Below are 22,891 nucleotides of genomic sequence, written 5' to 3' on the forward strand. Positions count from 1 at the left end.
ATGATAATCGTTATTGATTAACTCTACAAGTCGCGTAAAAAATCATCGCTGCTGGCGGGAAAATGGCAGGCGTTAAGGTGTGTTATCTGACCGGGCCGAGCCGCACAGAACCGGGCTTAGCGCGGCTGAGTATCGACCGTGTCAGGCTGAATCAGGCATGTTCGCTGACAGTCTGATGCTGTTTTCGGGGTAAATCTTCCCAGGCGAGAATGGTATTCCGCCCCTGATTTTTAGCCACATACAATGCGCTATCCGCATTGGCGACCGCCAGTTCAAAGTCATTATCGTAAATAGGCGCGATGCCCGCGCTGATAGTGACGTGGGTTGAAACGGTCTCATTGAAAAGATGGGGAATTTCTAAATCCAGCACATACTGGCGGATTCGCTCGGCCAGTTTCATGGCAATGGAGCTGTTCACATTGGTCATCAGCACCAGAAACTCTTCACCGCCATAGCGGGTGACGACATCGCGCGAACGTACCGCATCACGAATCGCCACAGAGACCCGCGCCAGCGCCTGGTCGCCCATCGCATGCCCATAATTATCGTTGTAGGACTTGAAGTGATCGATATCCAGCAGCAGCACATAGTGGCTGCCAGCATGGTTTTCCAGAATAGTATCGAGCCGGTTCTTCAGGCCACGGCGATTATAAAGCCCGGTCAGCGGGTCGAGCATGCTGAGATCGCTGAAGGTCTCTTTCTCTTCGTAAAGCTGATGCATCAGGCGCAGGGTAAAGTTATCGGCACGACGGCGCATCAGGTGCTGAAGTGAAAAACCAATCAGCGGCAGGGTAATGGTCAGCAGGATCAGCGGCAGATGTTGCGCATTGTCGAGGAGTAATACGGTAAGCACTGGCGGGGCGACATGCAGACAAAAAGCGCCCAGATAATCGCTGAGGGCAATGGCACTGATAAATAACACACTGATCAAACTGATAATAAGAAAGCCGCCATCAAAATAGAATACCTCATGAAAGCGATAATTAATGTGCCACGCCCAGAGCATTCCCAGCACCAGCGCCACAGGATTTAAAAGTGGGAGTTTTACTTTAGGCAATATTAAATGGGTAATTAGCATTACACCGCTAAAAGCCGCGACGCAAATTACCGGCAGGGTGGTATCGCTTGTCTCAGTGCTCATTATTGGCAGAAGATAAAATAGCGAAACGGCGATATTTAAAAACAGAAAAAGCATCACTGAAAGCCGGTATTTACTCTGTTTCAGTTCTTCATATGATTGTAATTTCATTATAAATACTCGTGACGACCCTGGAATACCAAAGCGCAAGCCGGCATAAAAAGAGTATGCCAGACAGTGAGCAAATTATTGCTGGTGCTGTTATTAAAGGTGTTATCGGCCGCAATCTAGCATTTTCCAACTGGTCTGTCATCTTCGTTGCCGGGCGAGACAAAAACAGGCTGCACGGCGGACAAAACTGTCATATGATAATGGGAATGCTTATCATTTGAGGTTGGCGTCATGGGGATAGCGATTATCGCGGCCTGCGGTCTATGGGGAGTGAGTTGGGCGTTGGGTAAAAAACTGGACAGTGCGTGGGGGGTTTTGCTGCCGTGTATTGCGTTGCCGCTGTTCGCTTTATGGGAGCCGAGCTTCAGCCAGTGGCGGCTGGTTATGACGGTTGCGCTGCTGCTGACTGTGGTGATGCTGTTTAACCAGCGTCTGCGTCACTATCTGCTGCTGCCATCGTGTCTGGCATTAGCGGGTGGACTGGCGGCAGTCTCTGTGAATTTTCATCTGATTTGAGCGGGATAGAGTTCAAACTGGCTTGCAGGTCGAAGCGACTGCAAAACGTAAAGCAACCGGGAAATTAAACTGAGCAGGGGAGAAAACGAATCTGCAATGAGAGCAGAAGAGACGAGCGGGAAAAGCCTGAGGATGACAACGTTGGTGCGAAGAGAGGGACTTGAACCCTCACGTCCGTTAGGACACTAACACCTGAAGCTAGCGCGTCTACCAATTCCGCCACCTTCGCATCGAGTTGTCTGTTCATATCACCGCAATGGTGCGAAGAGAGGGACTTGAACCCTCACGTCCGTTAAGACACTAACACCTGAAGCTAGCGCGTCTACCAATTCCGCCACCTTCGCGCAGTGCTCGCGATATGAAACATGTGATTTTGGTGCGAAGAGAGGGACTTGAACCCTCACGTCCGTTAGGACACTAACACCTGAAGCTAGCGCGTCTACCAATTCCGCCACCTTCGCATACCCGTAACACCTTGAGAATGTTACAACCACGGAGGCGCATTCTAGAGATTTTACTCTTTGCGTCAACAACTATTTCGTCGGGCTGAAACGATCGCTGTAAAAAGCAACGTTTTCAGCCCGGCAATGCGGTTAACGACGGTAAAAACCCTTAGCGCGTTTTGGCACCGCGACCATAGACGGCGCGATAAACTTTGAAGCGACCGGTCTGTGCGATGACTTCGTGACTGCCGAAGGCTTCATCCAGCACCTGCGGATAAGGCAGGAAGGTGTTCGCAACTATACGCAGTTCGCCGCCGGTGTTCAGGTGCTTCACCGCGCCACGGATCAGCGCCTGTGCTGCGTCGAGGCTGGTCTGGGTGCCTTCGTGGAATGGCGGGTTAGAGATAATCATGTCGAAACGGCCGGTTACGTCAGAGAAGACGTTACTGGCGAAGACTTCACCCTCGATGCCATTGGCGGCCAGCGTCAATTTACTCGCTTCAATGGCAGCGGCATGCACGTCGCATAGCCACAGACGCACTTTAGGCGAACGGGCAGGCAGGGAGGCGGCAATCACGCCCGCGCCACAGCCCATATCCAGCACTTTGCCTTTAGTGTGCGGGGTAAAGGTCGACAGCAGCAGGGCGCTGCCGGTGTCCAGACCGTCGCGGCTGAAGACGCCAGGCAGAGTGTGAATCGTCAGACCATCCAGCTCATACTGATGACCAAAAATGCTGGCATCAAACTCAGGCTGTTTGTCGAGGCGACCGTGATAGAGACCACAGCGACGCGCGCTGTCGATCTTCTCCAGTTTCATCCAAGACTCCATCATGCCTTCGGCACTGCGGACGCCGCTGCGGTTTTCACCGACCACGAACACGTCGCAGCCCACTGGCAGCAGAGAGAGCAGGTTCTCCAGCTGGAACTGTACTTCCGGCTTATTCTTGGTCCAGAAGTAGACCAGGGTATCGCATCCCTGCACATCTTCCGGCTGCGCAACCATTCCGTAACGCGCCTGCTCGCCCATACGGCGGCTGAGATTTTGCCAGTGATGATATTGCTGGGTGTGAACGCGCGACGAGGCGGTTTCCAGCTGAGCGGGCAGGTCATCCTGCAGATCGCCAGCAAATAAAACATGGCGGGCGGTAAATTCATCACTGTGGCGCAGAATGACTTCGCTGGCCGGGGTAAAAGCAGACATGTAGGGCTCCTGTAAGATCTGAGCGGGGATTATAGTGGTTTGTTGGCGCATGTTCGATGGGTTTGCTAGCATAGCGTCGCATTCAGGCAGCAGAACAGGTAACACCATGACGTCCAGGCGCGACTGGCTTTTACAGCAAATGGGAATTACGCAGTACCAACTGCGCCGCCCGCGCGTGCTTCAGGGCGAAATTGCCGTCACGCTGGCACCGGACACGCAGTTAATTATTGTCGCTGACGCGCCGCCCGGTTTGCATGAGCCGCTGATGCGCGACGTGCTGCATGCTCTCAATCTGCAACCCGCTCAGGTAATGACCGTAACGCCGGATCAGCTGCAAATGCTGCCGGAGACGCTGAACTGCGCGGGCTGGCTGCTCGGCGTAGAGAGCGAACAGACTTTCAATGGCGTGGCATTAACCAGCGCCTCCTTCAATGAACTGATCAGCAGCGGCGTCGCCAAACGCGCGCTCTGGCAACAGATGTGTAACCATGACAGCCATCTCTTTACTCACCCCTGACGATCTGGCGCAGGCCTTCGCCATTGAGTGTCGTAGTCACGCGTTTCCCTGGAGTGAAAAGACGTTTGCCAGCAATCAGGGCGAGCGCTTTATTAATTTACGTCTCGATGTCGATGGCCAAATGGTCGCCTTTGCCATTACCCAGGTGGTGCTGGACGAAGCCTCGCTGTTTAACATCGCGGTCGATCCTGCCTTTCAGCGCCGGGGCTTTGGCCGCCAGCTGTTGCAGCATCTGATCGATGAGCTGATCAAACGCGACGTGCTGACGCTGTGGCTGGAAGTGCGGGCCTCGAACCTGCCCGCCATCGCGCTCTATGAGCAGCTTGGATTTAATCAGGTCAGTCGTCGTCCCAACTATTATCCCACCGCCAGCGGCCGTGAAGATGCCATTCTCATGGCCCTGACGCCGTAGTGGTGTTAAGGAGCTTTAATGATAGATAACTGGGATTGCATCCTGTTTGATGCGGACGATACCCTGTTCCATTTCGACGCCTATGCCGGTTTGCAGCGTCTGTTCGCCGGTTATGATGTGCAGTTCACCGACCAGGATTACAGCGATTATCAGGCGATCAACAAGCCGCTGTGGGTCGATTATCAGAACGGCACCATCTCAGCGTTACAGCTGCAGACTCAGCGTTTTAACCACTGGAGCGAAAAGCTCAGCGTGGCGCCAGAGATCCTCAACAGCGGCTTCCTCAGCGCGATGGGCGAGATCTGCACGCCGCTGCCGGGTGCGGTCAGCCTGATGAATCAGCTGCATGGCAAGGTAAAGATGGGGATCATTACCAACGGCTTTACCGCGCTGCAGCAGACGCGTCTGGAGCGCACCGGTTTTCGCGATTACTTCCCGGTGCTGGTGATCTCTGAGCAGGTTGGCTTGCCAAAACCGGCGAAAGAGATCTTTGATTACGCGCTGGAGCTGATGGGCAATCCGGATCGTCAGCGGGTGCTGATGGTGGGGGATACGCCAGAGTCCGATATTCTGGGCGGCATGAACGCTGGCCTGAAAACCTGCTGGCTCGATCATGGCACCCGGCCGCTGCCGGAAAACATCAGGCCGACCTGGCAGGTCAAATCGCTGGGTGAGCTGGAAGCGCTGCTGATCGGCTGACGGAAGCTGCCTCGCAAATCCGCAACTTCCCCATAAAAAAGGCCCGCACCGCGGGCCTTTCTCGTTTTATCTTTACCGCAGCGCAGGCGCGCTACTCTTTCTTCTCGTCGTCCTCATCCCGATCCTCTTTCACCGGGGTGCTGGCGGTGAGCAGGAACGGCGACTGCTGCCAGCGGGTGCGGCGGTGGCGCAGCAGGGTGCGGGAAAGGATAATGCCGATCGCCAGCGCCAGCAGCATCATCAGACGCAGAATATTGGTGGTGTTATCGACCTGATGCGAGTCGGTGACCAGCACGTGGGTATCCAGCGTCACGCGCAAAAAGCCCAGCGGGCCATCGCTTCCGGCCAGCGGCTGCACAATCTGATGGTTGAAATAGCTGCCCGCGCGCTGACCATCGAGCGCCAGCCGATCGCGCACATTGATGTTTTCACCGCTGTGCGCCACCAGGCTGCCGTCGCCGTCATACACCGACGCATCCAGAATACGGCTGTTGGCCGTCATCTGATTAAGAATGGCTTCTATCTGCGTACGGTTATTCTCACTGTTGTCCATCAACGGCTTAAGACTAAACGCCACCTGGCTGGTCAGCGTATGCGCCAGCTCCTCGACCTGTTCAGAGCGCGCCGCCTGATGGCCGAGACTGAACCAGGATGCGCCCTGCATCAGCACGACCAGCAGCGCCATCGAGATAAGAACGATCACGGTACGATGTAAGCGAAATTTCAGTGCGGTTTTAGCCATTAATCATCCGGGTCATATCACAACAGAAAGCCTGGAGATTATGTTGCCAGAAGCGGCGCAGACAAGGTAGCCTCTTGCGTGGTTTTGTTGTCCCTACAGGAGCTGTGATGCCAAATCGTTTAACCTGGTGCGATCTTCCCGCCGATGTCTCCCTCTGGCCGGGTTTGCCCCTTTCTCTTAGCGGTGATGAAGTGATGCCGCTGGATTATCGCGCTGGCCGCACCGGCTGGCTGCTGTATGGCCGCGGGCTGGATAAGCAACGGCTGACAGATTACCAGCACCAGCTGGGTGCTGCGATGGTGATCGTCAGCGCCTGGAACGTCGATGAGTATCAGGTGATTCGCCTGGCGGGATCGCTGACGCCGTTTGCCAGCAAACTGGCGCACGATGCCGGGCTGGATGTGGCGCCGCTGGGCAAAATCCCGCATCTCAAAACGCCAGGCCTGCTGGTGATGGATATGGACTCTACCGCGATTCAGATCGAATGCATCGATGAGATTGCCAAACTGGCGGGCTGCGGCGAGCAGGTGGCGGAAGTGACGGAACGCGCGATGCGCGGCGAACTCGACTTCACCGCCAGCCTGCGTCAGCGCGTCGCCACGCTGCAGGGCGCGGACGCCAATATTCTGAAACAGGTACGTGATGCTCTGCCATTAATGCCAGGCTTAACGACGCTGACGCAGAAACTGCAGGCACTGGGCTGGCAGATTGCCATCGCGTCCGGCGGCTTTACCTACTACGCCGACTACCTGCGCGACAAGCTGCATCTGTCGGCGGTGGCGGCTAATGAACTCGAAATTCGCGACGGCAAACTGACCGGCAACGTGCTGGGTCCGATTGTCGACGCACAATACAAAGCCGATACCCTGAAGAAGCTGGCGCAGCGTTTTGACATCGCGCCAGAACAGACGGTGGCGATCGGCGATGGTGCCAATGACCTGCTGATGATCAAAGCCTCAGCGCTGGGCATTGCGTTCCATGCTAAACCTAAGGTGAATGAGCAGACTGCGGTCACCATTCGCCACGCCGATTTAATGGGGGTGTTCTGCATCCTCACCGGCAGCCTGATCCACGAAGAGCGTTAACTGAGGTATTGATTTGGCCAAAGCGGCAAAACGCGCATTTGTCTGTAACGAATGTGGCGCAGATTACCCACGCTGGCAGGGGCAATGCAGCGCCTGTCACGCCTGGAACACCATCACCGAGGTGCGCATTGCCGCCTCGCCCGCCGCTGCGCGTAACGAGCGCCTGAGTGGCTATGCCGGCAGTGCCGGAACCAGCCGGGTGCAGAAGCTCTCTGAAATCAGCCTGGAGGCGTTACCGCGCTTCTCGACCAGCTTCAAAGAGTTTGACCGTGTGCTGGGCGGTGGGGTGGTGCCGGGCAGTGCCATTCTGATTGGCGGCAGCCCCGGCGCGGGTAAATCCACGCTGCTGCTGCAGGTGATGTGCCGGTTGTCAGAGGGCATGAAAACCCTTTACGTCACCGGTGAAGAGTCACTGCAACAGGTCGCAATGCGTGCCCATCGTCTGGGATTACCCACCGAAAATGTGAATATGCTGTCGGAAACCAGCATTGAACAGATCTGTCTGATCGCCGAACAGGAGCAGCCGCAACTGATGGTGATCGACTCGATCCAGGTCATGCACATGGCAGAGATCCAGTCATCGCCGGGCAGCGTCGCTCAGGTGCGTGAAACCGCCGCTTACCTGACGCGCTTCGCCAAAACGCGCGGTGTGGCGATCATCATGGTCGGTCACGTCACTAAAGATGGTTCGCTGGCCGGACCGAAGGTGCTGGAGCACTGTATCGACTGCTCAGTCCTGCTGGATGGCGATGCCGACTCCCGCTTCCGCACCCTGCGCAGTCATAAAAACCGCTTTGGCGCGGTCAATGAGCTGGGTGTCTTTGCCATGACCGAGCAGGGCATGCGTGAAGTCAGCAACCCGTCCGCTATCTTCCTGTCGCGTGGCGAAGAGGTCACCTCAGGCAGTTCGGTCATGGTGCTGTGGGAGGGGACGCGTCCGCTGCTGGTGGAGATTCAGGCGCTGGTCGATCACTCGATGATGGGCAATCCGCGCCGTGTGGCGGTAGGTCTGGAGCAGAACCGCCTGGCGATTCTGCTGGCCGTTTTACATCGTCACGGCGGATTGCAGATGGCGGACCAGGATGTGTTCGTCAACGTGGTCGGCGGCGTTAAAGTCACCGAAACCAGTGCTGACCTGGCGCTGATGCTGTCGATGGTATCGAGCCTGCGCGATCGTCCGTTGCCGCAGGATCTGGTGATCTTCGGCGAAGTGGGACTGGCCGGTGAGATCCGTCCGGTGCCCAGCGGTCAGGAGCGCATCTCTGAAGCGGCGAAGCATGGCTTCAAACGCGCCATTGTACCGGCAGGAAATGCACCGAAAAAACCGATTGCCGGGATGCAGGTTTTCAGCGCGAAGAAGCTGGCCGATGCGCTGGCGATTCTGGACGATCTGTAATGCGCCTGTGGCCTGTCTGCCTTAGTCGCGGGCAGGCCGCTCCCACTTTAACCGCATTGATGCAGGAGGCACGACATGTCGTCGTTTGATTATCTGAAAACGGCTATTCGCCAGCAGGGCCATACGCTGCAACAGGTCGCTGATGCCAGCGGCATGACCAAAGGCTATCTGAGCCAGTTGCTCAATGCCAAAATCAAAAGCCCCAGCGCGCAAAAGCTGGAGGCACTGCACCGTTTTCTGGGGCTGGAGTTTCCGCGCCGCGATAAAACCGTAGGCGTAGTGTTTGGTAAGTTCTATCCGCTGCACACCGGCCATATCTATCTGATTCAGCGCGCCTGTAGCCAGGTCGATGAGCTGCATATCATCATGGGTTACGACGAGCCGCGTGACCGCGAACTGTTTGAGAACAGCGCGATGTCACAGCAGCCTACGGTCAGCGATCGCCTGCGCTGGCTGCTGCAGACCTTTAAGTATCAGAAAAATATCCGCATTCACGCCTTTGATGAAGAGGGGATTGAGCCCTATCCGCACGGCTGGGATGTCTGGAGCAGAGGCGTCAGCGCTTTCCTCAGTGAGCATGGTATTGCGCCGGACTGCATCTATACCAGCGAAGCGCCCGACGCGGAGATGTATCAGCAGCATCTTGGCATTCAGACCGTGCTGGTCGATCCGAACCGATCCTTTATGAGCATCAGTGGCGCGCAGATTCGTCAGGATCCGTTCCGCTTCTGGGATTACATTCCCACCGAAGTGAAACCGTTCTTTGTGCGCACCGTGGCGATCCTCGGCGGAGAATCGAGCGGTAAATCGACGCTGGTGAATAAACTCGCCAACATCTTTAACACCACCAGTGCCTGGGAATATGGCCGCGACTATGTCTTCTCCCACCTGGGCGGTGACGAAATGGCGCTGCAATATTCTGACTACGACAAGATCGCGCTGGGTCAGGCGCAGTACATCGATTTTGCCGTCAAATATGCCAATAAAGTGGCGTTTATCGACACCGACTTTGTCACTACGCAGGCGTTTTGTCTGAAGTATGAAGGGCGTGAACATCCCTTTGTGCAGGCCCTGATCGATGAATATCGCTTTGATCTGGTGATTCTGCTGGAAAACAACGTGCCCTGGGTCGCGGATGGATTGCGCAGCCTGGGCAGCTCAGTGGATCGACGGGAGTTTCAGTCGATGCTGGTGACGATGCTGCGTGAAAACAACATCGAATTCCTGCACGTGCAGGAAGATGATTATGACACGCGTTTCCTGCGCTGCATTGAGCTGGTCAAAGCGATGCTGGGCGAGAAAAACGCCCAGCCGTAACGCATGCTGTGACCCGGCCAGCCGAAGGGCAGCCGGGTCAGCGCATTAATAGACCATCACCACTTTGCCGCGCATGTGGCCTTCCAGCACGCGCTGATGGGCGGTGGTTAAAGTCTCTACGCTCAGGCCGTGCAGCGTCTCGCTCAGTGTGGTTTGCAGCTTACCTTCATCCAGCAACGCCGATACCGCATCCAGAATCTCGCCCTGACGCGCCATATCCGGCGTGTTGAACATGCTACGGGTGTACATCAGCTCGAAGTGCAGTGCAGCACTCTTCAGCTTCAGCTGATCCATCGACAGCGGATGTTCGTTTTCTACAATGGTGCAGATATGGCCTTGTGGAGCGATCAGCTTCGCCATCGTTTCCCAGTGACCGTCGGTATCATTCAGGCAGAAGATATAATCGACCTGCTTAATGCCCTGTTTCTCCAGTTCACCAATCATATCTTTGTAGTTAATCACCAGATCGGCTCCGCGATCACGGCACCACTGGGCGGAATCTTCACGCGAGGCCGTCGCAATGATCTTCACTTTGCTGCGCAGTTTCGCCAGCGGGATCGCCAGCGATCCGACACCGCCCGCGCCGCCGACGATCAGCAGGGTCTGATCTTCCGTTGCTGTCTCCAGGCTCAGCCGCTCAAACAATCCTTCCCACGCGGTCAGGGCCGTCAGCGGGATCGCGGCTGACTGCGCCCAGTCCAGGCTCTCTGGCTTGTGACCGGTAATGCGTGAATCCACCAGCTGCTCGGTGCTGTTACTGCCGGGACGGGTCAGATCGCCGGCATAGAAGACTTCATCGCCCGGCTTAAAGTTGCTGACTGAGCTGCCCACTTCCAGCACAACGCCGCTGGCATCCCAGCCGAGGATGCGTGGCTGCTGTAAGCCGTTCTTCTTCGCCCCTTTGTGTACCTTGGTATCGACCGGGTTGACCGATGCGGCTTTGACTTCAACGCGCAGGTCATACTCACCTGGCGTTGGGGTTTCAGGGAAAATTTCAGTAAAGTTTTCCGGATTTTCGGGATTAACTGCGATAGCGCGAATAGACATAAAGATTCTCCTTGGTAAGTGTCTTAAGTGTAGAACCTGATTTTAGCGGTGATAAGATGGACAATCTTTCATAGAGTGTTCGTCTGAGGTGAACAATGGCATTTCGTCAGTGGCAGGATATGGCGCTGTTTGCGCTGGTGGCGGAATGCGGCAGCTTTACCGGCGCGGCAGAACGCGCGGGTCTGCCCAAATCGAGTGTCAGTCAGCGCATCAGTCAGCTGGAGCAGCGGCTGGGGATTCGTCTGCTGAACCGCACCACCCGCCAGCTCAACCTGACCTTTGCCGGGGAGCGCTATCTGCTGCATTGCCAGGAGATGATGCAGGCCAGTGAACGCGCCGATCAGGCGATCGCCAGCCTGCGGGAAAATCCCAGCGGGCGTCTGCGCATCACCAGCCCGGCAGGCATTGGCGCTACGCTGCTGGCGCGCTGTAACGCGGAATTTTTACGTCTTTACCCCGATGTGACGCTGGATGTCTCGATCTCCGATGAGATGCGCGATCTGGTGCAGGAGGGCTTTGATGTGGCGCTGCGCACCGGTCAGCCTCAGGAGTCCTCGCTGATTGGCCGCCGGATAGGCAACTGCCCGCGACTGCTGGTGGCTTCTCAGCACTATCTTAATCAGCATCCACCGCTGCTTCACCCACAGCAGCTCTCGGCCCACCGCTGTATTGCGCATCGCGCCTGGAATGAATGGGTGTTGCAGCGCGATGACGAGTTCTACCGCTGGCTGCTGCCGCCGGGCCATCTCACCGACAATTTACTTTATGCGCGCGAATCTGCACTGGGCGATGCGGGCATTACGCTGCTGCCGCACTTTCTGACTGATGGGGCGATGGCGGATCCCCGGCTGGTGCCGGTGCTGCCGGAATGGGAAATCGAGGGAAATGAGCTGTGGCTGGTCTATCCGGGCCGTAAGCTGAACTCACCTGCGCTGGCGCGCTTTATTGAGTTTGCGCTGCAGTCACCGGTGTTCAGGGAGTTTTATCGCTGACCGGCATAATGTGGCGCAGGAACAGTGCCGCCATTTTTTCCGGGCCACTCTGGTAACCCGCGATATTTGCCGCTAACCAGTCGCTGGCACTCAGGCCTTCCCAGCTCACCTGCTAGCCCGCATGAAGAATAATATGTTCGAACAGAATGCGTAATGCCCGACCATTTCCTTCCCGAAAGGGATGGAGAATGTTGAGCTCGCAGTAATTCCAGGCAACCTGATGACAAAAAGATTCATGGTCAGCCTGCTCCAGCCATCTTTCGCAGGCCAGTTTTGCAAATAATTTCTCCGCTTCACTCACAATAAAAGTCGGCTGGCAAAATCGGGTCTGTCCTTTGCTGATTGAGATATCGCGCACTTTTCCCGCCCAGCTATATAGCTCGTTAAACAGGCAGTAATGAATGTGGCACAGAGACTGGAGAGCAAACGGGGGATGAGAGAGCTTAATGGTGTGAATGGTCAGCGCGGTAACATCACACTCAGCCTGATCAAGCAGGGTTTGATCACGGATATCGTAACGATTAATCAGAACATCGGAATCGGGATAGCAGTAGTGATCTCGCCAGACAAGATAACGATTCACGTTCGGCTCCTGTTACTGCTTATAGCGGCGTCGAACCTGTTCCAGGGTCGAAAATTCAGCATCTGTTGAGATACGTATCCCTTCAAGCAGTGAACTTGCGGCAAAGTTCGCGACTTTAGTCGCTTCATAAATCGCTTCCGCTTTTTTAGCTACTGGCCGATCAGCTTTTTTCTTCATTGCGTTCAGACCTCAAAACGTAACAGGTGAAGTGAGAGGAGGCCTGGGCCTCCTCTGACACCATTACTTCGTCATACGTTTGTACTTGATGCGCTTCGGCTCCAGCGCGTCGGCGCCGAGGGTACGCTTCTTGTACTCTTCATATTCGGTAAAGTTACCTTCGAAGAATTCGATGTTGCCTTCATCCTGATAATCCAGAATGTGCGTCGCGATACGGTCCAGGAACCAGCGGTCATGCGAGATCACCATCGCACAGCCCGGGAACTCCAGCAGGGCGTTTTCCAGCGCGCGCAGGGTTTCAATGTCCAGGTCGTTGGTTGGCTCATCGAGCAGCAGCATGTTGCCGCCAACCTGCAGCAGCTTCGCGAGGTGCAGACGACCGCGCTCACCCCCCGACAGTTCGCCCACGCGTTTGCCCTGATCGACGCCTTTAAAGTTAAAGCGGCCGACATAGGCACGGCTTGGCATTTCGGTGTTACCGATACGCATGATGTCCTGACCGCCGGAAACTTCTTCCCACACGGTTTTGGAATTATCCATGCTGTCGCGGAACTGATCGACTGAGGCCAGCTTAACGGTCTCACCCAGCACAATGCTGCCGGAATCAGGCTGTTCCTGACCGGACATCATACGGAACAGTGTTGATTTACCCGCGCCGTTCGGACCGATAATCCCGACAATCGCGCCTTTTGGCACAGAGAACGAGAGATCGTCAATCAGCACACGGTCGCCATAGGACTTACGCAGATTGCTGACTTCCAGCACTTTGTCACCCAGACGGGCACCTGGCGGAATGAACAGTTCGTTGGTTTCGTTACGCTTCTGGTAGTCCGTGTTGTTCAGCTCTTCAAAGCGCGCCAGACGGGCTTTGCCTTTAGACTGCTGACCTTTTGGCCCTTTGCGAACCCACTCCAGCTCTTTCTCAATTGACTTACGACGAGCGGCTTCAGAAGAGGCTTCCTGCGCCAGACGCGCATCTTTCTGCTCCAGCCAGGAGGAGTAGTTGCCTTCCCACGGAATACCTTCACCGCGGTCAAGTTCCAGAATCCAGCCTGCCACGTTATCCAGGAAGTAACGGTCGTGCGTAATCGCGACGACGGTGCCTTCGAAGTCATGCAGGAAGCGCTCCAGCCAGGCGACAGATTCGGCGTCAAGGTGGTTCGTCGGTTCGTCCAGCAGCAGCATGTCTGGTTTTTCCAGCAGCAGACGGCACAGGGCAACGCGGCGACGTTCACCACCGGAAAGGGTGGCGATTTTTGCGTCCCAGTCTGGCAGGCGCAGCGCATCGGCAGCACGTTCCAGCTGAGTATTCAGGTTGTGACCATCATGCGCCTGGATGATTTCTTCCAGACGGCCCTGCTCAGCGGCCAGTTTGTCGAAGTCAGCGTCCTCTTCGGCATACAGCGCATAAACTTCGTCGAGGCGTTTCAGTGCGCCAACCACTTCTGACAGCGCTTCTTCAACCGACTCGCGCACGGTGTGTTCAAGGTTAAGCTGCGGCTCCTGCGGCAGGTAGCCAATCTTGATGCCTGGCTGCGGACGCGCTTCCCCTTCGATGTCTTTATCGATGCCGGCCATGATGCGCAGCAGGGTAGATTTACCCGCGCCATTCAGACCGAGTACGCCGATTTTTGCGCCAGGGAAGAAGCTGAGGGAGATGTTTTTCAGGATATGTCGCTTCGGCGGAACCACTTTGCCGACGCGATGCATGCTATAGACGAATTGAGCCACGTTGGTTTGAGCCTCTGGGTCTGTTGGTCGTTGGAATGATGTCGAAGTTTAGCCTTTTTCACCGTTTAATCCCAGCCGGGGGGCGGCGAATAATGCCCTGACGGCGGTGATGCCGGACAACGTGTGGGATAACTGTCTGATTTCCGCGCTCAATCGCTGACAATAAGGCAGAGGCAGGCCTCAGGGCAGGCGCAGCGGTATCGCCTGCTGTGCCAGCCAGTTCTGCAACGCCTGATCGGGCGCGCTGTCACTCACCAGCAGATCAAAGCGCTGCAGCTCGGCGATGCGGGCAGGCAGCACCTTGCCATATTTACTGCTGTCTGCCACCAGCACACACGAACGGGCACGCAGCATAGCGTGATGTTTCATCATCAGTTCATTGGTGTTGTAGCAGGTGGCACCCTGATCTTTGTCGATGCCTGCGGCAGAGATAAAGGCCAGCGTCGGACAGAGATCGTCCAGGATGGTGTGCACGCCAATCGGCGTAAACAGCGCATTGTCGGCATGAAACTCACCGCCGCTGAGGATGACGTTGCAGGCCGGTTTCTCTTTCAGGGTAAGAAAGGTGTTCATGGCGCAGCAGATGGCGGTAAATGACAGGGTGTCGGGAATAGCATCAACGACGTAGGGCAGGGTGGTGCCGCAGTCAAAAAAGACCGTATCGTTCTCGTTGATCAGGCTCGCCGCCGCCTGTGCCAGCCGCTGCTTTCTGGCGGCATTCTGCCCATGCTGATCGCTGACAAAATAGTGACCGGCATGACTTTTCGGGTCGCTGACGATGTAGCCGCCCAGCAGCACCACACTGGAACCTGGCTCGGTTAAATCGCGGCGAACCGTCATCTCTGAGACACCCAGCAGCTGGGCCGCATCTTTCAGATGCAGTTTGTCGGTGCGTTTCAGCGCCTGCGTCAGCTTGTGAATGCGTTCGTCGCGCCGGGTTTCCATGGTCATCTCTCTGTTACCTATCCTGCAGTGCGGAGCAAGAACGCCGGAATCGACGTCAATACGCGACAAACCTCACAGATTTGAATGAGTTGCGTCTCATCCGCCAGGCTGGCAGTCAATCTTACCCGCAATCTGTAAGGGCCGCAAACCTCCGCCGTGCGGTGATCCCGCCCATCCCCACAGGCGATCACGTCTCTCAGCCGCCACGGCCCATGATGTTATCTTGTTATAATAGTAACACTTCAAATCGCCTCTCATACCGCTTACCGCGAATTCTCACCGCTTCAGGATGTGGTTTTTGTCACATATTTAACCTTTAGGAAAGGTTATTGTTACTTTAATAACATTTTAAGTGCGAAAAACATCGGGGAGGTTCGTCATGACAATTGCGGTCATCGGCTCAAACATGGTCGATCTGATTACCTATACCAACAGCCTGCCGAAAGCGGGCGAAACCCTTGAAGCGCCCGACTTTGCCATTGGCTGCGGCGGTAAAGGCGCTAACCAGGCGGTTGCGGCCGCGAAGATGGGTGGCAGCGTGATGATGGTCAGTAAGGTCGGCGACGATCTCTTTGCTCCTAACACCGTGGCTAATCTGCAGCAGCAGGGCGTGGACACGCGCTATGTCACCACCGCATCGGGCACCTCCAGCGGCGTGGCACCGATTTTTGTCGATGACCAGTCGCAGAACCGCATTCTGATTATCAAAGGTGCCAACCAGCAGCTGAAACCCGCCGATATCGACGACGCGGCAGAGGCGCTGAAAGCCTGTGAACTGATCATCCTGCAGCTGGAGATCCCGCTGGAGACGGTCTATTACGCTATTGATTTTGCCCGCCAGCATCAGATCAAAGTGATCCTCAATCCGGCGCCGGCCGTTGCCACGCTCGATATTCACTACGCCTGCAAATGCGACTTCTTTATGCCCAACGAAACAGAGCTGGAGATCCTCACTGGCCTGCCGGTCAGCACCGATGAAGAGGTGATTCTCGCCGGACAGTCGCTGCTGAAGCGCGGCCTTAAAAATCTGATCATCACCCTGGGCAGCCGGGGATCGGTCTGGATGAGTGGTGACCAGGTGCATCGCGTGGCAGCAACACCGGTTCAGGCGATCGATACCAGCGGCGCGGGTGATGCCTTTATCGGCTGCTTTGCGTATCTGCTGGTGAAAACCGGCGATGTCGCCGCCGCCATGACTCAGGCTTCTGCTTATGCCGCCTGCAGCGTCACCGGGCGCGGCACGCAGTGTGCATATCCCGACGCCGAGGCTTTCCAGCGTTTTCTCAACCGTAACTGAGGTTCTGCTATGCAACAGAAAATTGTTCAGCAATCTGATGGCTATCTGAATAAAACGCCGCTGTTCCAGTTCATTCTGCTGTCGTGCCTCTTTCCGCTCTGGGGCTGTGCGGCGAGTCTCAACGATATCCTGATCACCCAGTTTAAAAGCGTGTTCGCTCTGAGCGACTTTGCCAGTGCGCTGGTGCAGAGCGCCTTTTATGGCGGCTATTTTCTGATTGCGATCCCCGCTTCGCTGGTGATCCGCAAAACCAGTTACAAGATGGCGATTATGATCGGCCTGGCGCTCTATATTGCGGGCTGCATCGCCTTTTATCCCGCCTCGCACATGGCGACCTACACCATGTTCCTGGCAGCGATCTTTGCCATCGCCATCGGCCTGAGTTTCCTGGAAACCGCAGCCAATACCTACAGCTCGATGATTGGTCATCGCGACCATGCGACGCTGCGCCTCAACGTCAGCCAGACCTTCTACCCGATTGGTGCGCTGATGGGGATCGTGCTGGGTAAATATCTGGTGTTCCAGGACGGCGACAGCCTGGAGAGTCAGATGGCGACGATGACAGCAGAGCAGGCACATGCCTTCCGCCTGACAATGCTGGAGCACACGCTGGAGCCTTACAAATATCTGGTGATGGTGCTGGTGGTTGTGATGCTGCTGTTTATGTTCACCCGCTATCCGCGCTGCAAACCTGAGAGTAATGAGAAATCCCGGCCATCGCTGGGCGAGACTTTCCGCTATCTGGCCGCTAATCGTCACTTTAAGCGCGGCATTGTGACCCAGTTCCTCTATGTCGGCATGCAGGTGGCGGTCTGGTCATTTACCATTCGTCTGGCGCTGACACTCGGGGCGGCCAATGAACGTCACGCCTCTAACTTTATGATCTACAGCTTTGTCTGCTTCTTTATCGGCAAGTTCGTGGCGAACTTCCTGATGACCCGCTTCCGTGCCGAGAAAGTGCTGATTGCCTATTCGGTGCTGGGCGTGCTGACGCTGGCCTATGTGATGCTGGTGCCGAACTTTACCGCCGTATACGCCGCTGTTTTTGTCAGCGTGCTGTTTGGCCCCTGCTGGGCAACGATCTACGCCGGGACGCTGGCGACGGTCGATAATAAATACACCGAAGTGGCAGGCGCGTTTATCGTGATGGCAATTGTCGGCGCGGCCTTTATCCCGGCGCTGCAGGGGCTGGTGTCTGACACTCTGGGCTCAATGCAGCTGGCGTTTGGCGTTTCGCTGCTCTGTTTCGCCTGGGTCGGATTCTACTTCTATGGCGAACTGCGCCATAAAAAACAGCCGGTTGCCGCTGGTCGTCTGGTGGAGGAGTTACCATGAAAACCCGTTTACCCTTAGCGCGTGACCAGTTTCACGCCACGCCATGGGTGCTATTAGAGAGCGATGACTTCCGGGTTGAGCTGTTTCGCTATCCGGCGGGCATTGAGGCGGTGTGCATTCACAACCGGCGCGGCAGCGTGACCGTGCTGCCATTTCTCGGACAGATGATCTGGGACGTGCAGTTCGACGATCACAACCTGACCATGGGCCACAGCTTTAAACAGCCGCTGCCCGCAAATTCGATCATCGACACCTATGGCTGTTTTGCGTTTCATTCGGGGCTGGTGGCTAACGGCTGTCCCGCGCCAGAGGACGATCATCCGCTGCACGGTGAAATGGCCTGCGCCCGCATGGATAGCGCCTGGCTGGTGCTGGACGATCAGACGCTGTCGCTGGAAGGAGAGTGTGAATATGTTAAAGGCTTCGGCCATCACTACCTTGCGGCACCTGCCGTCCGCATTCAGGCCGATCGGCCCCGTCTGACGATAGAGATGACGGTGACGAATCTCGCCGGTGCACCGATGCCGTTGCAGTATATGTGTCACCTCAACAGCGCGTGGATCGATCAGGGACGCTTCCGGCAGTCGATTCCTGAAGGAGCATTTCAGCTGCGACGCTCGATCCCGGCGCACCTGAGACCAACGCCCGCCTGGCGGGATTACACGGATCAGCTGGCGCGCGATCCGCAGGCGTTACAGCAGCTCGATCAGCCACAGCTCTGCGATCCGGAGATCGTCTTCTTCGCGGACGATCTGCCGCACTATGGCGATGACGTGCAGTTTGAGCTGCATTCGCCGCAGGGCTATGCGCTGATGACGCGCTTCTCTACCGCGCAGTTCCCGCACGCGACCCGCTGGCTACTGCATAACCACGATCAGCAGGTGGCGGCCTACATTCTGCCCGCCACCTGTCGGCCAGAGGGCTTTCTTGCCGCGCAGCAGGCCGGTACCCTGATCACCCTGGCGAGCGGCGAACAGCGCCACTTCTCTGTCGAGACCGGCCTGCTCTGAGCCGGGTTTAAATCGCCACCAGGCCGCGCACACCCTCTGCTTCCATGGTGTCGCCGCGGCCACGCTGCACGATCTCACCGCGCGACATCACCAGATAGCTGTCCGCCAACTCCGCTGCGAAGTCATAAAACTGCTCCACCAGCAGGATCGCCATATCGCCGCGCTGCGCCAGCTGGCGGATCACCGCGCCGATCTCTTTGATCACCGAGGGCTGGATCCCTTCGGTCGGCTCATCAAGGATCAACAGCTGGGGCCGACAGGCCAGCGCACGGCCGATCGCCAGCTGCTGCTGCTGACCCCCAGAGAGATCGCCGCCCCGGCGTGACTTCATCGCCAGCAGCACCGGAAAGAGCTGATAGATCTCCTCCGGCACTTCACGCGCCTGCGCAGCCGGAAAGCGTGACAGGCCCATCAGCAGGTTCTCTTCCACCGTCAGACGCGGAAAGATTTCCCGCCCCTGCGGCACATAGGCGATGCCCGCCTGCACCCGCTGGTGCGGCTTTCGACCATTCATTCGCTGCTGCTGCCACTGAATCTCGCCTGACTTCGCCGGAATCAGCCCCATCAGGCACTTCAGCAGCGTGGTTTTCCCCACGCCATTGCGCCCCAGCAGACAGGTAATTTCGCCAATCTTAACCTCAAATGACAGGCCGCGCAGAATGTGACTGCCGCCATAATATTGATTCAGTTCAGTAACCTGTAACATTTCAGCGCCCCAGATAAACGTCGATAACCTGTTCATTAGCCTGAACCTCGCGCAGCGAACCCTCGGCCAGGACCTGTCCCTGATGCAGCACGGTGACATGGTCGGCGATGGTCTCCACAAAGCCCATATCATGCTCCACCACCATCAGTGAATGTTTGCCCGCCAGGCTGCGAAACAGCTCGGCCGTGTAGGCCGTCTCTGCGTCGGTCATGCCTGCGGCCGGTTCATCCAGCAGCAGCAGATGCGGCTCCTGCACCAGCAGCATGCCGATCTCCAGAAACTGCTTCTGGCCGTGCGATAGCAGACCCGCGCGCCGCTGGCGTTCGCCGCCCAGCCGCAGTAGTTTCAGCACCTCATCAATCCGATCGCGCTGTTCGCTGCTGAGGCGGGCGCGCAGGCTGGCCCAGACCGATTTATCGGCTTTGAGCGCGATCTCCAGATTCTCGAACACGGTTAACGCCTCAAACACCGTGGGCTTCTGGAACTTACGGCCAATGCCGGCGCGGGCGATCTCGACGGGTGAAAGACGGGTCAGATCGCTGTTCTGGTCGTAGATCACCCGGCCGGCGTCGGGCCGGGTTTTGCCGGTAATCACATCCATCAGCGTAGTTTTGCCCGCGCCGTTGGGACCGATCACGCAGCGCAGTTCACCGACGCCGATCTGCAGCGACAGATCGGTCAGCGCCCGGAAGCCGTCAAACGACACGCTGATCTTCTCCAGTTGCAGCACCGGATCGCGCTGCGCCCGGTGGCGATCCGCCAGCTGGGGTTGGGTAAACAGGGCATCACTCATTTTTTCCTCCGGCGCAGCAGGCCAATCACGCCGTGCGGCAGAAACAGCGTGACCAGGATAAACATCAGTCCCAGGAAGAAGAGCCAGTATTCGGGGAAGGCGACGGTGAAGAAGCTGCGTGCGCCGTTAACAATCGCTGCGCCCAGCAGCGGGCCAATCAGCGTGCCGCGTCCGCCCAGCGCCACCCAGATCGCCGCTTCAATCGAGTTAGCCGGTGACATCTCGCCCGGGTTGATAATGCCCACCTGCGGCACGTAGAGCGCCCCGGCCAGGCCGCACAACACGGCGGAGAGCGTCCAGACAAACAGCTTGAAGCCACGCGGGTCGTAACCACAGAACATCAGGCGGTTTTCGGCGTCCCGCACTGCCGTCAGCACCCGGCCAAACTTGCTGCGCGCCAGGGCGAAGCCAATCACCAGGCTCAGCAACAGCAGCAGTACCGTGGCGATAAACAGCCCGATGCGGGTTCCGGTCGCCGTCACCGAAAAGCCGAGCAGGGTGGTAAAGCCGGTGAAGCCGTTGTTGCCGCCAAAACCGGTTTCGTTACGGAAGAAGAGCAGCATACCGGCGTAGGTCAGCGCCTGAGTCATGATGGAGAAGTAGACGCCTTTGATCTTCGAGCGAAAGGCGAAGAAGCCAAACACCAGCGCCAGCAGGCCCGGCACCAGCATGCTCAGACAGAGCGCCCAGGCGAAGTATTCCGTGCCGGTCCAGAACCAGGGCAGCTCACGCCAGGAGAGAAAGGACATAAAGGCGGGCAAGCCCTCACCGGCGGCCTGGCGCATCAGGTACATGCCCATGGTGTAACCGCCCAATGCAAAGAACAGGCCGTGACCCAGCGACAGCAGTCCGGCGTAGCCCCACACCAGATCGAGCGCTACCGCGACCACCGCATAGCAGAGGATTTTGCCGACCAGCGTCAGGGTATAAGTGGAGATCGCCAGCGGATGCGAGGCGGGGAGCAGCGCCAGAAACGGCATCACCAGTAGTGCCAGGGTAATCGCCAGGCCAATGCTGATCGTCAGGCGCGGCGCGGTGCGCGCCACGCGAAGCGTGATAGGTTGCGTCATCAGTCAGTCACCCTTCCTTTAACCGCAAACAGGCCCTGCGGACGTTTCTGAATAAACAGCACGATAATCACCAGAATCAGGATCTTACCCAGCACCGCGCCAATCTGCGGCTCCAGCACTTTGTTCAGAATGCCCAGGCTGAACGCGGCAACCACGGTGCCCGCCAGCTGGCCGACGCCACCCAGCACCACCACCAGGAACGAGTCAATGATGTAGCCCTGGCCCAGCTCGGGTCCGACGTTACCCAGTTGCGACAGCGCCACGCCGCCCAGTCCGGCAATGCCCGAGCCGAGGCCAAACGCCAGCATATCGACGCGCCCGGTCGGCACGCCACAGCACTCCGCCATGGCGCGGTTCTGGGTCACGGCGCGCACATTCATGCCAAGGCGGGTCCGGTTCAACAGCAGCCAGGTGAGCGCCAGCACAAACACCACAAACAGGATCACCGCGATGCGGTTCCACGGCAGCACCAGATTGGGCAGCAGCTGTAAGCCGCCGGAGAGCCACGACGGATTCGCCACCTCCAGGTTTTGCGCCCCGAACAGCACCCGCACCAGTTGGATCAGCATCAGGCTGATCCCCCAGGTGGCGAGCAGCGTCTCCAGCGGACGGCCATAGAGATGGCGGATGATGGTGCGCTCCAGCGCCATGCCGATGGCGGCGGTGACCATAAAGGCGACCGGCAGCGCCAGCAGTGGATACCAGGCTAAATAGTCCGGTGCAAATTGCTGAAACAGGCTCTGGACCCACCATGTGGCGTACGCGCCGAGCATCAGCATTTCCCCGTGCGCCATGTTGATCACCCCAAGCAAGCCATAGGTGATCGCCAGGCCCAGCGCGGCCAGCAGCAGGATGGAGCCCAGCGACAGGCCGCTGAATGCCTGTCCCAGCAGATCGCCCCACATCAGTCGCTTCTGAATCTGCTGCAGGCTCTCCGCCGCGGCTGCACGCACCGTGGCGTCCGGCTCATTCGCCGGCTGGGTCAGGCGTTGCAGACTGGCCTGGGTATTGGGATCGCTGGATTCGCCCAGCAGTTTCACCGCCCGCAGACGCACCATTGGCTCGCCATCCGCCAGTTGCAGATTCGCCAGCGCCAGCGCTAATGCGGCGTGAACGCGGCTGTCCTGTTCGGCGGCCAGACGCTGTTCCAGCAGCGGCAACTGGTCGGCGGCACCTTCATTTTGCAGTAGCTGCGCCGCGCGCAGACGCAGGGCAGAATCACTGCTCACCAACTGGTGAGCGGCCAGCGCGTTGTTAACCAGCACGCGCAGACGATTGTTCATAAACAGCTTTTTCAGGTTGCCCGTGGGCTGTGCCACCGCATCCAGCGGCTGCAGCGTCGAACCCTGCTGGCTGAACGGCTGTTTGTTCTGGTCGATGACTACGGTTTCGGCATTCAGTGCTTCCAGCAGCGGCAGGCGATGACTGTCCGGCGCGGCGGCCCACTGTTGCAGCAGCGTGGCCTGCTGGCTGCGGCTGGCGGCGGCAAAGTCTGCCGCCGGTCCGGCACTGGCAAACAGCGGCAGCAGCAGGAGCAGGCTGAAAAAGCAGCGGCATAGATTCATAAAAAGAGCCTCGTTTGGGGAGGTCAGCACGGCAGTCGGATGACCTGGCGTGCTGCCGCTTCA

24 protein-coding genes and 3 tRNA genes are annotated in these 22,891 nt (G+C 57.4%); 11 read left to right on the top strand and 16 right to left on the bottom strand.

Annotated features, from left to right (window positions below; all coding sequences use genetic code 11):
• Positions 1-151: 151 nt before the first annotated feature.
• Complete coding sequence (locus tag ACN1CO_RS12550) at positions 152-1,249, bottom strand: diguanylate cyclase domain-containing protein (RefSeq protein ID WP_419139224.1); 1,098 nt, start codon at positions 1,247-1,249, stop codon at positions 152-154.
• 231 nt (positions 1,250-1,480) lie between these two features.
• Between ACN1CO_RS12550 and ACN1CO_RS12555 the strand changes: the two genes are divergently transcribed.
• A complete protein-coding gene (locus tag ACN1CO_RS12555) occupies positions 1,481-1,765 on the top strand; it encodes a DUF1435 domain-containing protein (protein WP_419139225.1) in 285 nt (94 codons plus the stop codon).
• 142 nt (positions 1,766-1,907) lie between these two features.
• On the opposite strand, the gene ACN1CO_RS12560 is transcribed toward ACN1CO_RS12555, so the two are convergent.
• The 4 genes from ACN1CO_RS12560 to rsmC all read right to left on the bottom strand — a co-directional run bounded on the left by ACN1CO_RS12560 (position 1,908) and on the right by rsmC (position 3,409).
• Positions 1,908-1,994 (bottom strand) — tRNA-Leu (locus ACN1CO_RS12560).
• 28 nt (positions 1,995-2,022) lie between these two features.
• Positions 2,023-2,109: transfer RNA gene (locus ACN1CO_RS12565), tRNA-Leu, on the bottom strand.
• A gap of 30 nt (positions 2,110-2,139) precedes the next feature.
• Positions 2,140-2,226, bottom strand: a tRNA-Leu gene (locus ACN1CO_RS12570).
• 151 nt (positions 2,227-2,377) lie between these two features.
• Positions 2,378-3,409, bottom strand: a complete 1,032-nt coding sequence (gene rsmC / locus ACN1CO_RS12575) for a 16S rRNA (guanine(1207)-N(2))-methyltransferase RsmC (protein WP_419139226.1) — start codon at positions 3,407-3,409, stop codon at positions 2,378-2,380.
• Between the two features lie 106 nt (positions 3,410-3,515).
• Between rsmC and ACN1CO_RS12580 the strand changes: the two genes are divergently transcribed.
• The 3 genes from ACN1CO_RS12580 to yjjG are packed head-to-tail and all read left to right on the top strand — an operon-like array spanning position 3,516 to position 5,037.
• Positions 3,516-3,926, top strand: a complete 411-nt coding sequence (locus ACN1CO_RS12580; RefSeq protein WP_022625367.1) for a DNA polymerase III subunit psi — start codon at positions 3,516-3,518, stop codon at positions 3,924-3,926.
• Positions 3,898-4,338, top strand: coding sequence for a ribosomal protein S18-alanine N-acetyltransferase (gene rimI, locus ACN1CO_RS12585; RefSeq protein WP_419139227.1), 441 nt, complete (start codon positions 3,898-3,900; stop codon positions 4,336-4,338). The genes ACN1CO_RS12580 and rimI overlap by 29 nt, the downstream gene beginning before the upstream one ends.
• An 18-nt stretch (positions 4,339-4,356) precedes the next feature.
• Positions 4,357-5,037: a pyrimidine 5'-nucleotidase gene (gene yjjG / locus ACN1CO_RS12590; RefSeq protein WP_419139228.1), complete on the top strand. Its 681-nt coding sequence runs from the start codon at positions 4,357-4,359 to the stop codon at positions 5,035-5,037.
• Between the two features lie 91 nt (positions 5,038-5,128).
• Here yjjG and ACN1CO_RS12595 read toward each other — a convergent pair whose 3' ends face one another.
• Entirely contained in the window at positions 5,129-5,779 is a 651-nt protein-coding gene (locus ACN1CO_RS12595; protein ID WP_008925530.1) for a YtjB family periplasmic protein, read from the bottom strand.
• A gap of 107 nt (positions 5,780-5,886) precedes the next feature.
• On the opposite strand from ACN1CO_RS12595, the gene serB reads away from it, so the two are divergent.
• The 3 genes from serB (at position 5,887) to nadR (ending at position 9,577) form a co-directional block, all read left to right on the top strand.
• Complete coding sequence (gene serB, locus ACN1CO_RS12600; protein WP_419139229.1) at positions 5,887-6,864, top strand: phosphoserine phosphatase; 978 nt, start codon at positions 5,887-5,889, stop codon at positions 6,862-6,864.
• Positions 6,865-6,877: 13 nt separating this feature from the next.
• The gene (radA, locus tag ACN1CO_RS12605; protein WP_003854897.1) at positions 6,878-8,260 is read left to right on the top strand and encodes a DNA repair protein RadA; all 1,383 of its coding nucleotides are present in this window, start codon (positions 6,878-6,880) and stop codon (positions 8,258-8,260) included.
• Positions 8,261-8,335: 75 nt separating this feature from the next.
• Entirely contained in the window at positions 8,336-9,577 is a 1,242-nt protein-coding gene (nadR, locus tag ACN1CO_RS12610) for a multifunctional transcriptional regulator/nicotinamide-nucleotide adenylyltransferase/ribosylnicotinamide kinase NadR (RefSeq protein WP_419139230.1), read from the top strand.
• Between the two features lie 45 nt (positions 9,578-9,622).
• On the opposite strand, the gene ACN1CO_RS12615 is transcribed toward nadR, so the two are convergent.
• Positions 9,623-10,624 (bottom strand): zinc-binding alcohol dehydrogenase family protein, encoded by a 1,002-nt coding sequence (locus tag ACN1CO_RS12615; RefSeq protein ID WP_419139231.1) that lies wholly within the window; start codon positions 10,622-10,624, stop codon positions 9,623-9,625.
• A 95-nt stretch (positions 10,625-10,719) separates the two neighbouring features.
• Here ACN1CO_RS12615 and ACN1CO_RS12620 point away from each other — a divergent pair, with 95 nt between their 5' ends.
• A complete protein-coding gene (locus ACN1CO_RS12620; protein WP_135910184.1) occupies positions 10,720-11,616 on the top strand; it encodes a LysR family transcriptional regulator in 897 nt (298 codons plus the stop codon).
• Here ACN1CO_RS12620 and ACN1CO_RS12625 read toward each other — a convergent pair.
• The 5 genes from ACN1CO_RS12625 to deoR all read right to left on the bottom strand — a co-directional run bounded on the left by ACN1CO_RS12625 (position 11,597) and on the right by deoR (position 15,052).
• Positions 11,597-11,725 (bottom strand): hypothetical protein, encoded by a 129-nt coding sequence (locus tag ACN1CO_RS12625; RefSeq protein ID WP_419139232.1) that lies wholly within the window; start codon positions 11,723-11,725, stop codon positions 11,597-11,599. The two genes, ACN1CO_RS12620 and ACN1CO_RS12625, sit on opposite strands and share 20 nt — an antisense overlap.
• Before the next feature lie 3 nt (positions 11,726-11,728).
• Entirely contained in the window at positions 11,729-12,199 is a 471-nt protein-coding gene (locus ACN1CO_RS12630; RefSeq protein WP_419139233.1) for a Fic/DOC family protein, read from the bottom strand.
• A 12-nt stretch (positions 12,200-12,211) separates the two neighbouring features.
• A complete protein-coding gene (locus ACN1CO_RS12635) occupies positions 12,212-12,376 on the bottom strand; it encodes a YhfG family protein (protein ID WP_283546321.1) in 165 nt (54 codons plus the stop codon).
• 63 nt (positions 12,377-12,439) lie between these two features.
• Positions 12,440-14,107: an energy-dependent translational throttle protein EttA gene (ettA, locus tag ACN1CO_RS12640; RefSeq protein WP_008925533.1), complete on the bottom strand. Its 1,668-nt coding sequence runs from the start codon at positions 14,105-14,107 to the stop codon at positions 12,440-12,442.
• 180 nt (positions 14,108-14,287) lie between these two features.
• Positions 14,288-15,052, bottom strand: coding sequence for a DNA-binding transcriptional repressor DeoR (gene deoR / locus ACN1CO_RS12645; RefSeq protein ID WP_419139510.1), 765 nt, complete (start codon positions 15,050-15,052; stop codon positions 14,288-14,290).
• A gap of 379 nt (positions 15,053-15,431) precedes the next feature.
• On the opposite strand from deoR, the gene rbsK reads away from it, so the two are divergent.
• Genes rbsK through ACN1CO_RS12660 form a run of 3 tightly spaced genes read left to right on the top strand, consistent with a single transcriptional unit; the run spans position 15,432 to position 18,694 of the window.
• Positions 15,432-16,349 (top strand): ribokinase, encoded by a 918-nt coding sequence (gene rbsK / locus ACN1CO_RS12650; protein ID WP_419139234.1) that lies wholly within the window; start codon positions 15,432-15,434, stop codon positions 16,347-16,349.
• A 9-nt stretch (positions 16,350-16,358) separates the two neighbouring features.
• Complete coding sequence (gene fucP / locus ACN1CO_RS12655) at positions 16,359-17,684, top strand: L-fucose:H+ symporter permease (RefSeq protein WP_419139235.1); 1,326 nt, start codon at positions 16,359-16,361, stop codon at positions 17,682-17,684.
• Positions 17,681-18,694 carry an aldose 1-epimerase family protein gene (locus ACN1CO_RS12660; protein WP_419139236.1) on the top strand — a complete coding sequence of 338 codons (1,014 nt, stop codon included), beginning with the start codon at positions 17,681-17,683 and terminating at the stop codon, positions 18,692-18,694. The genes fucP and ACN1CO_RS12660 overlap by 4 nt, the downstream gene beginning before the upstream one ends.
• A gap of 7 nt (positions 18,695-18,701) precedes the next feature.
• Here the strand turns inward: ACN1CO_RS12660 and urtE are convergent, their stop codons facing one another.
• From urtE to urtB, 4 genes are read right to left on the bottom strand one after another with little or no spacing between them, the layout of a single operon-like run.
• Entirely contained in the window at positions 18,702-19,400 is a 699-nt protein-coding gene (gene urtE / locus ACN1CO_RS12665) for an urea ABC transporter ATP-binding subunit UrtE (protein ID WP_003854882.1), read from the bottom strand.
• A 1-nt stretch (position 19,401) separates the two neighbouring features.
• A complete protein-coding gene (urtD, locus tag ACN1CO_RS12670) occupies positions 19,402-20,193 on the bottom strand; it encodes an urea ABC transporter ATP-binding protein UrtD (protein WP_419139237.1) in 792 nt (263 codons plus the stop codon).
• Positions 20,190-21,263, bottom strand: coding sequence for an urea ABC transporter permease subunit UrtC (gene urtC, locus ACN1CO_RS12675; RefSeq protein WP_419139238.1), 1,074 nt, complete (start codon positions 21,261-21,263; stop codon positions 20,190-20,192). The genes urtD and urtC overlap by 4 nt, the downstream gene beginning before the upstream one ends.
• Positions 21,263-22,828, bottom strand: coding sequence for an urea ABC transporter permease subunit UrtB (gene urtB, locus ACN1CO_RS12680; RefSeq protein WP_419139239.1), 1,566 nt, complete (start codon positions 22,826-22,828; stop codon positions 21,263-21,265). Before urtB ends, urtC begins: the two co-directional genes overlap by 1 nt.
• Positions 22,829-22,891: the final 63 nt, after the last annotated feature.

It is taken from the genome of Pantoea sp. R13S299, from assembly GCF_048515925.1.
Taxonomy (GTDB): Bacteria; Pseudomonadota; Gammaproteobacteria; order Enterobacterales; family Enterobacteriaceae; genus Pantoea.

Coding starts and splice junctions, on each gene's coding strand:
- ACN1CO_RS12550 (WP_419139224.1), bottom strand. CDS start 1,249: ATGAAATTACAATCATATGAAGAACTGAAACAGAGTAAATACCGGCTT.
- ACN1CO_RS12555 (WP_419139225.1), top strand. CDS start 1,481: ATGGGGATAGCGATTATCGCGGCCTGCGGTCTATGGGGAGTGAGTTGG.
- rsmC (WP_419139226.1), bottom strand. CDS start 3,409: ATGTCTGCTTTTACCCCGGCCAGCGAAGTCATTCTGCGCCACAGTGAT.
- ACN1CO_RS12580 (WP_022625367.1), top strand. CDS start 3,516: ATGACGTCCAGGCGCGACTGGCTTTTACAGCAAATGGGAATTACGCAG.
- rimI (WP_419139227.1), top strand. CDS start 3,898: ATGACAGCCATCTCTTTACTCACCCCTGACGATCTGGCGCAGGCCTTC.
- yjjG (WP_419139228.1), top strand. CDS start 4,357: ATGATAGATAACTGGGATTGCATCCTGTTTGATGCGGACGATACCCTG.
- ACN1CO_RS12595 (WP_008925530.1), bottom strand. CDS start 5,779: ATGGCTAAAACCGCACTGAAATTTCGCTTACATCGTACCGTGATCGTT.
- serB (WP_419139229.1), top strand. CDS start 5,887: ATGCCAAATCGTTTAACCTGGTGCGATCTTCCCGCCGATGTCTCCCTC.
- nadR (WP_419139230.1), top strand. CDS start 8,336: ATGTCGTCGTTTGATTATCTGAAAACGGCTATTCGCCAGCAGGGCCAT.
- ACN1CO_RS12615 (WP_419139231.1), bottom strand. CDS start 10,624: ATGTCTATTCGCGCTATCGCAGTTAATCCCGAAAATCCGGAAAACTTT.
- ACN1CO_RS12620 (WP_135910184.1), top strand. CDS start 10,720: ATGGCATTTCGTCAGTGGCAGGATATGGCGCTGTTTGCGCTGGTGGCG.
- ACN1CO_RS12635 (WP_283546321.1), bottom strand. CDS start 12,376: ATGAAGAAAAAAGCTGATCGGCCAGTAGCTAAAAAAGCGGAAGCGATT.
- deoR (WP_419139510.1), bottom strand. CDS start 15,052: ATGGAAACCCGGCGCGACGAACGCATTCACAAGCTGACGCAGGCGCTG.
- rbsK (WP_419139234.1), top strand. CDS start 15,432: ATGACAATTGCGGTCATCGGCTCAAACATGGTCGATCTGATTACCTAT.
- fucP (WP_419139235.1), top strand. CDS start 16,359: ATGCAACAGAAAATTGTTCAGCAATCTGATGGCTATCTGAATAAAACG.
- ACN1CO_RS12660 (WP_419139236.1), top strand. CDS start 17,681: ATGAAAACCCGTTTACCCTTAGCGCGTGACCAGTTTCACGCCACGCCA.
- urtE (WP_003854882.1), bottom strand. CDS start 19,400: ATGTTACAGGTTACTGAACTGAATCAATATTATGGCGGCAGTCACATT.
- urtD (WP_419139237.1), bottom strand. CDS start 20,193: ATGAGTGATGCCCTGTTTACCCAACCCCAGCTGGCGGATCGCCACCGG.
- urtC (WP_419139238.1), bottom strand. CDS start 21,263: ATGACGCAACCTATCACGCTTCGCGTGGCGCGCACCGCGCCGCGCCTG.
- urtB (WP_419139239.1), bottom strand. CDS start 22,828: ATGAATCTATGCCGCTGCTTTTTCAGCCTGCTCCTGCTGCTGCCGCTG.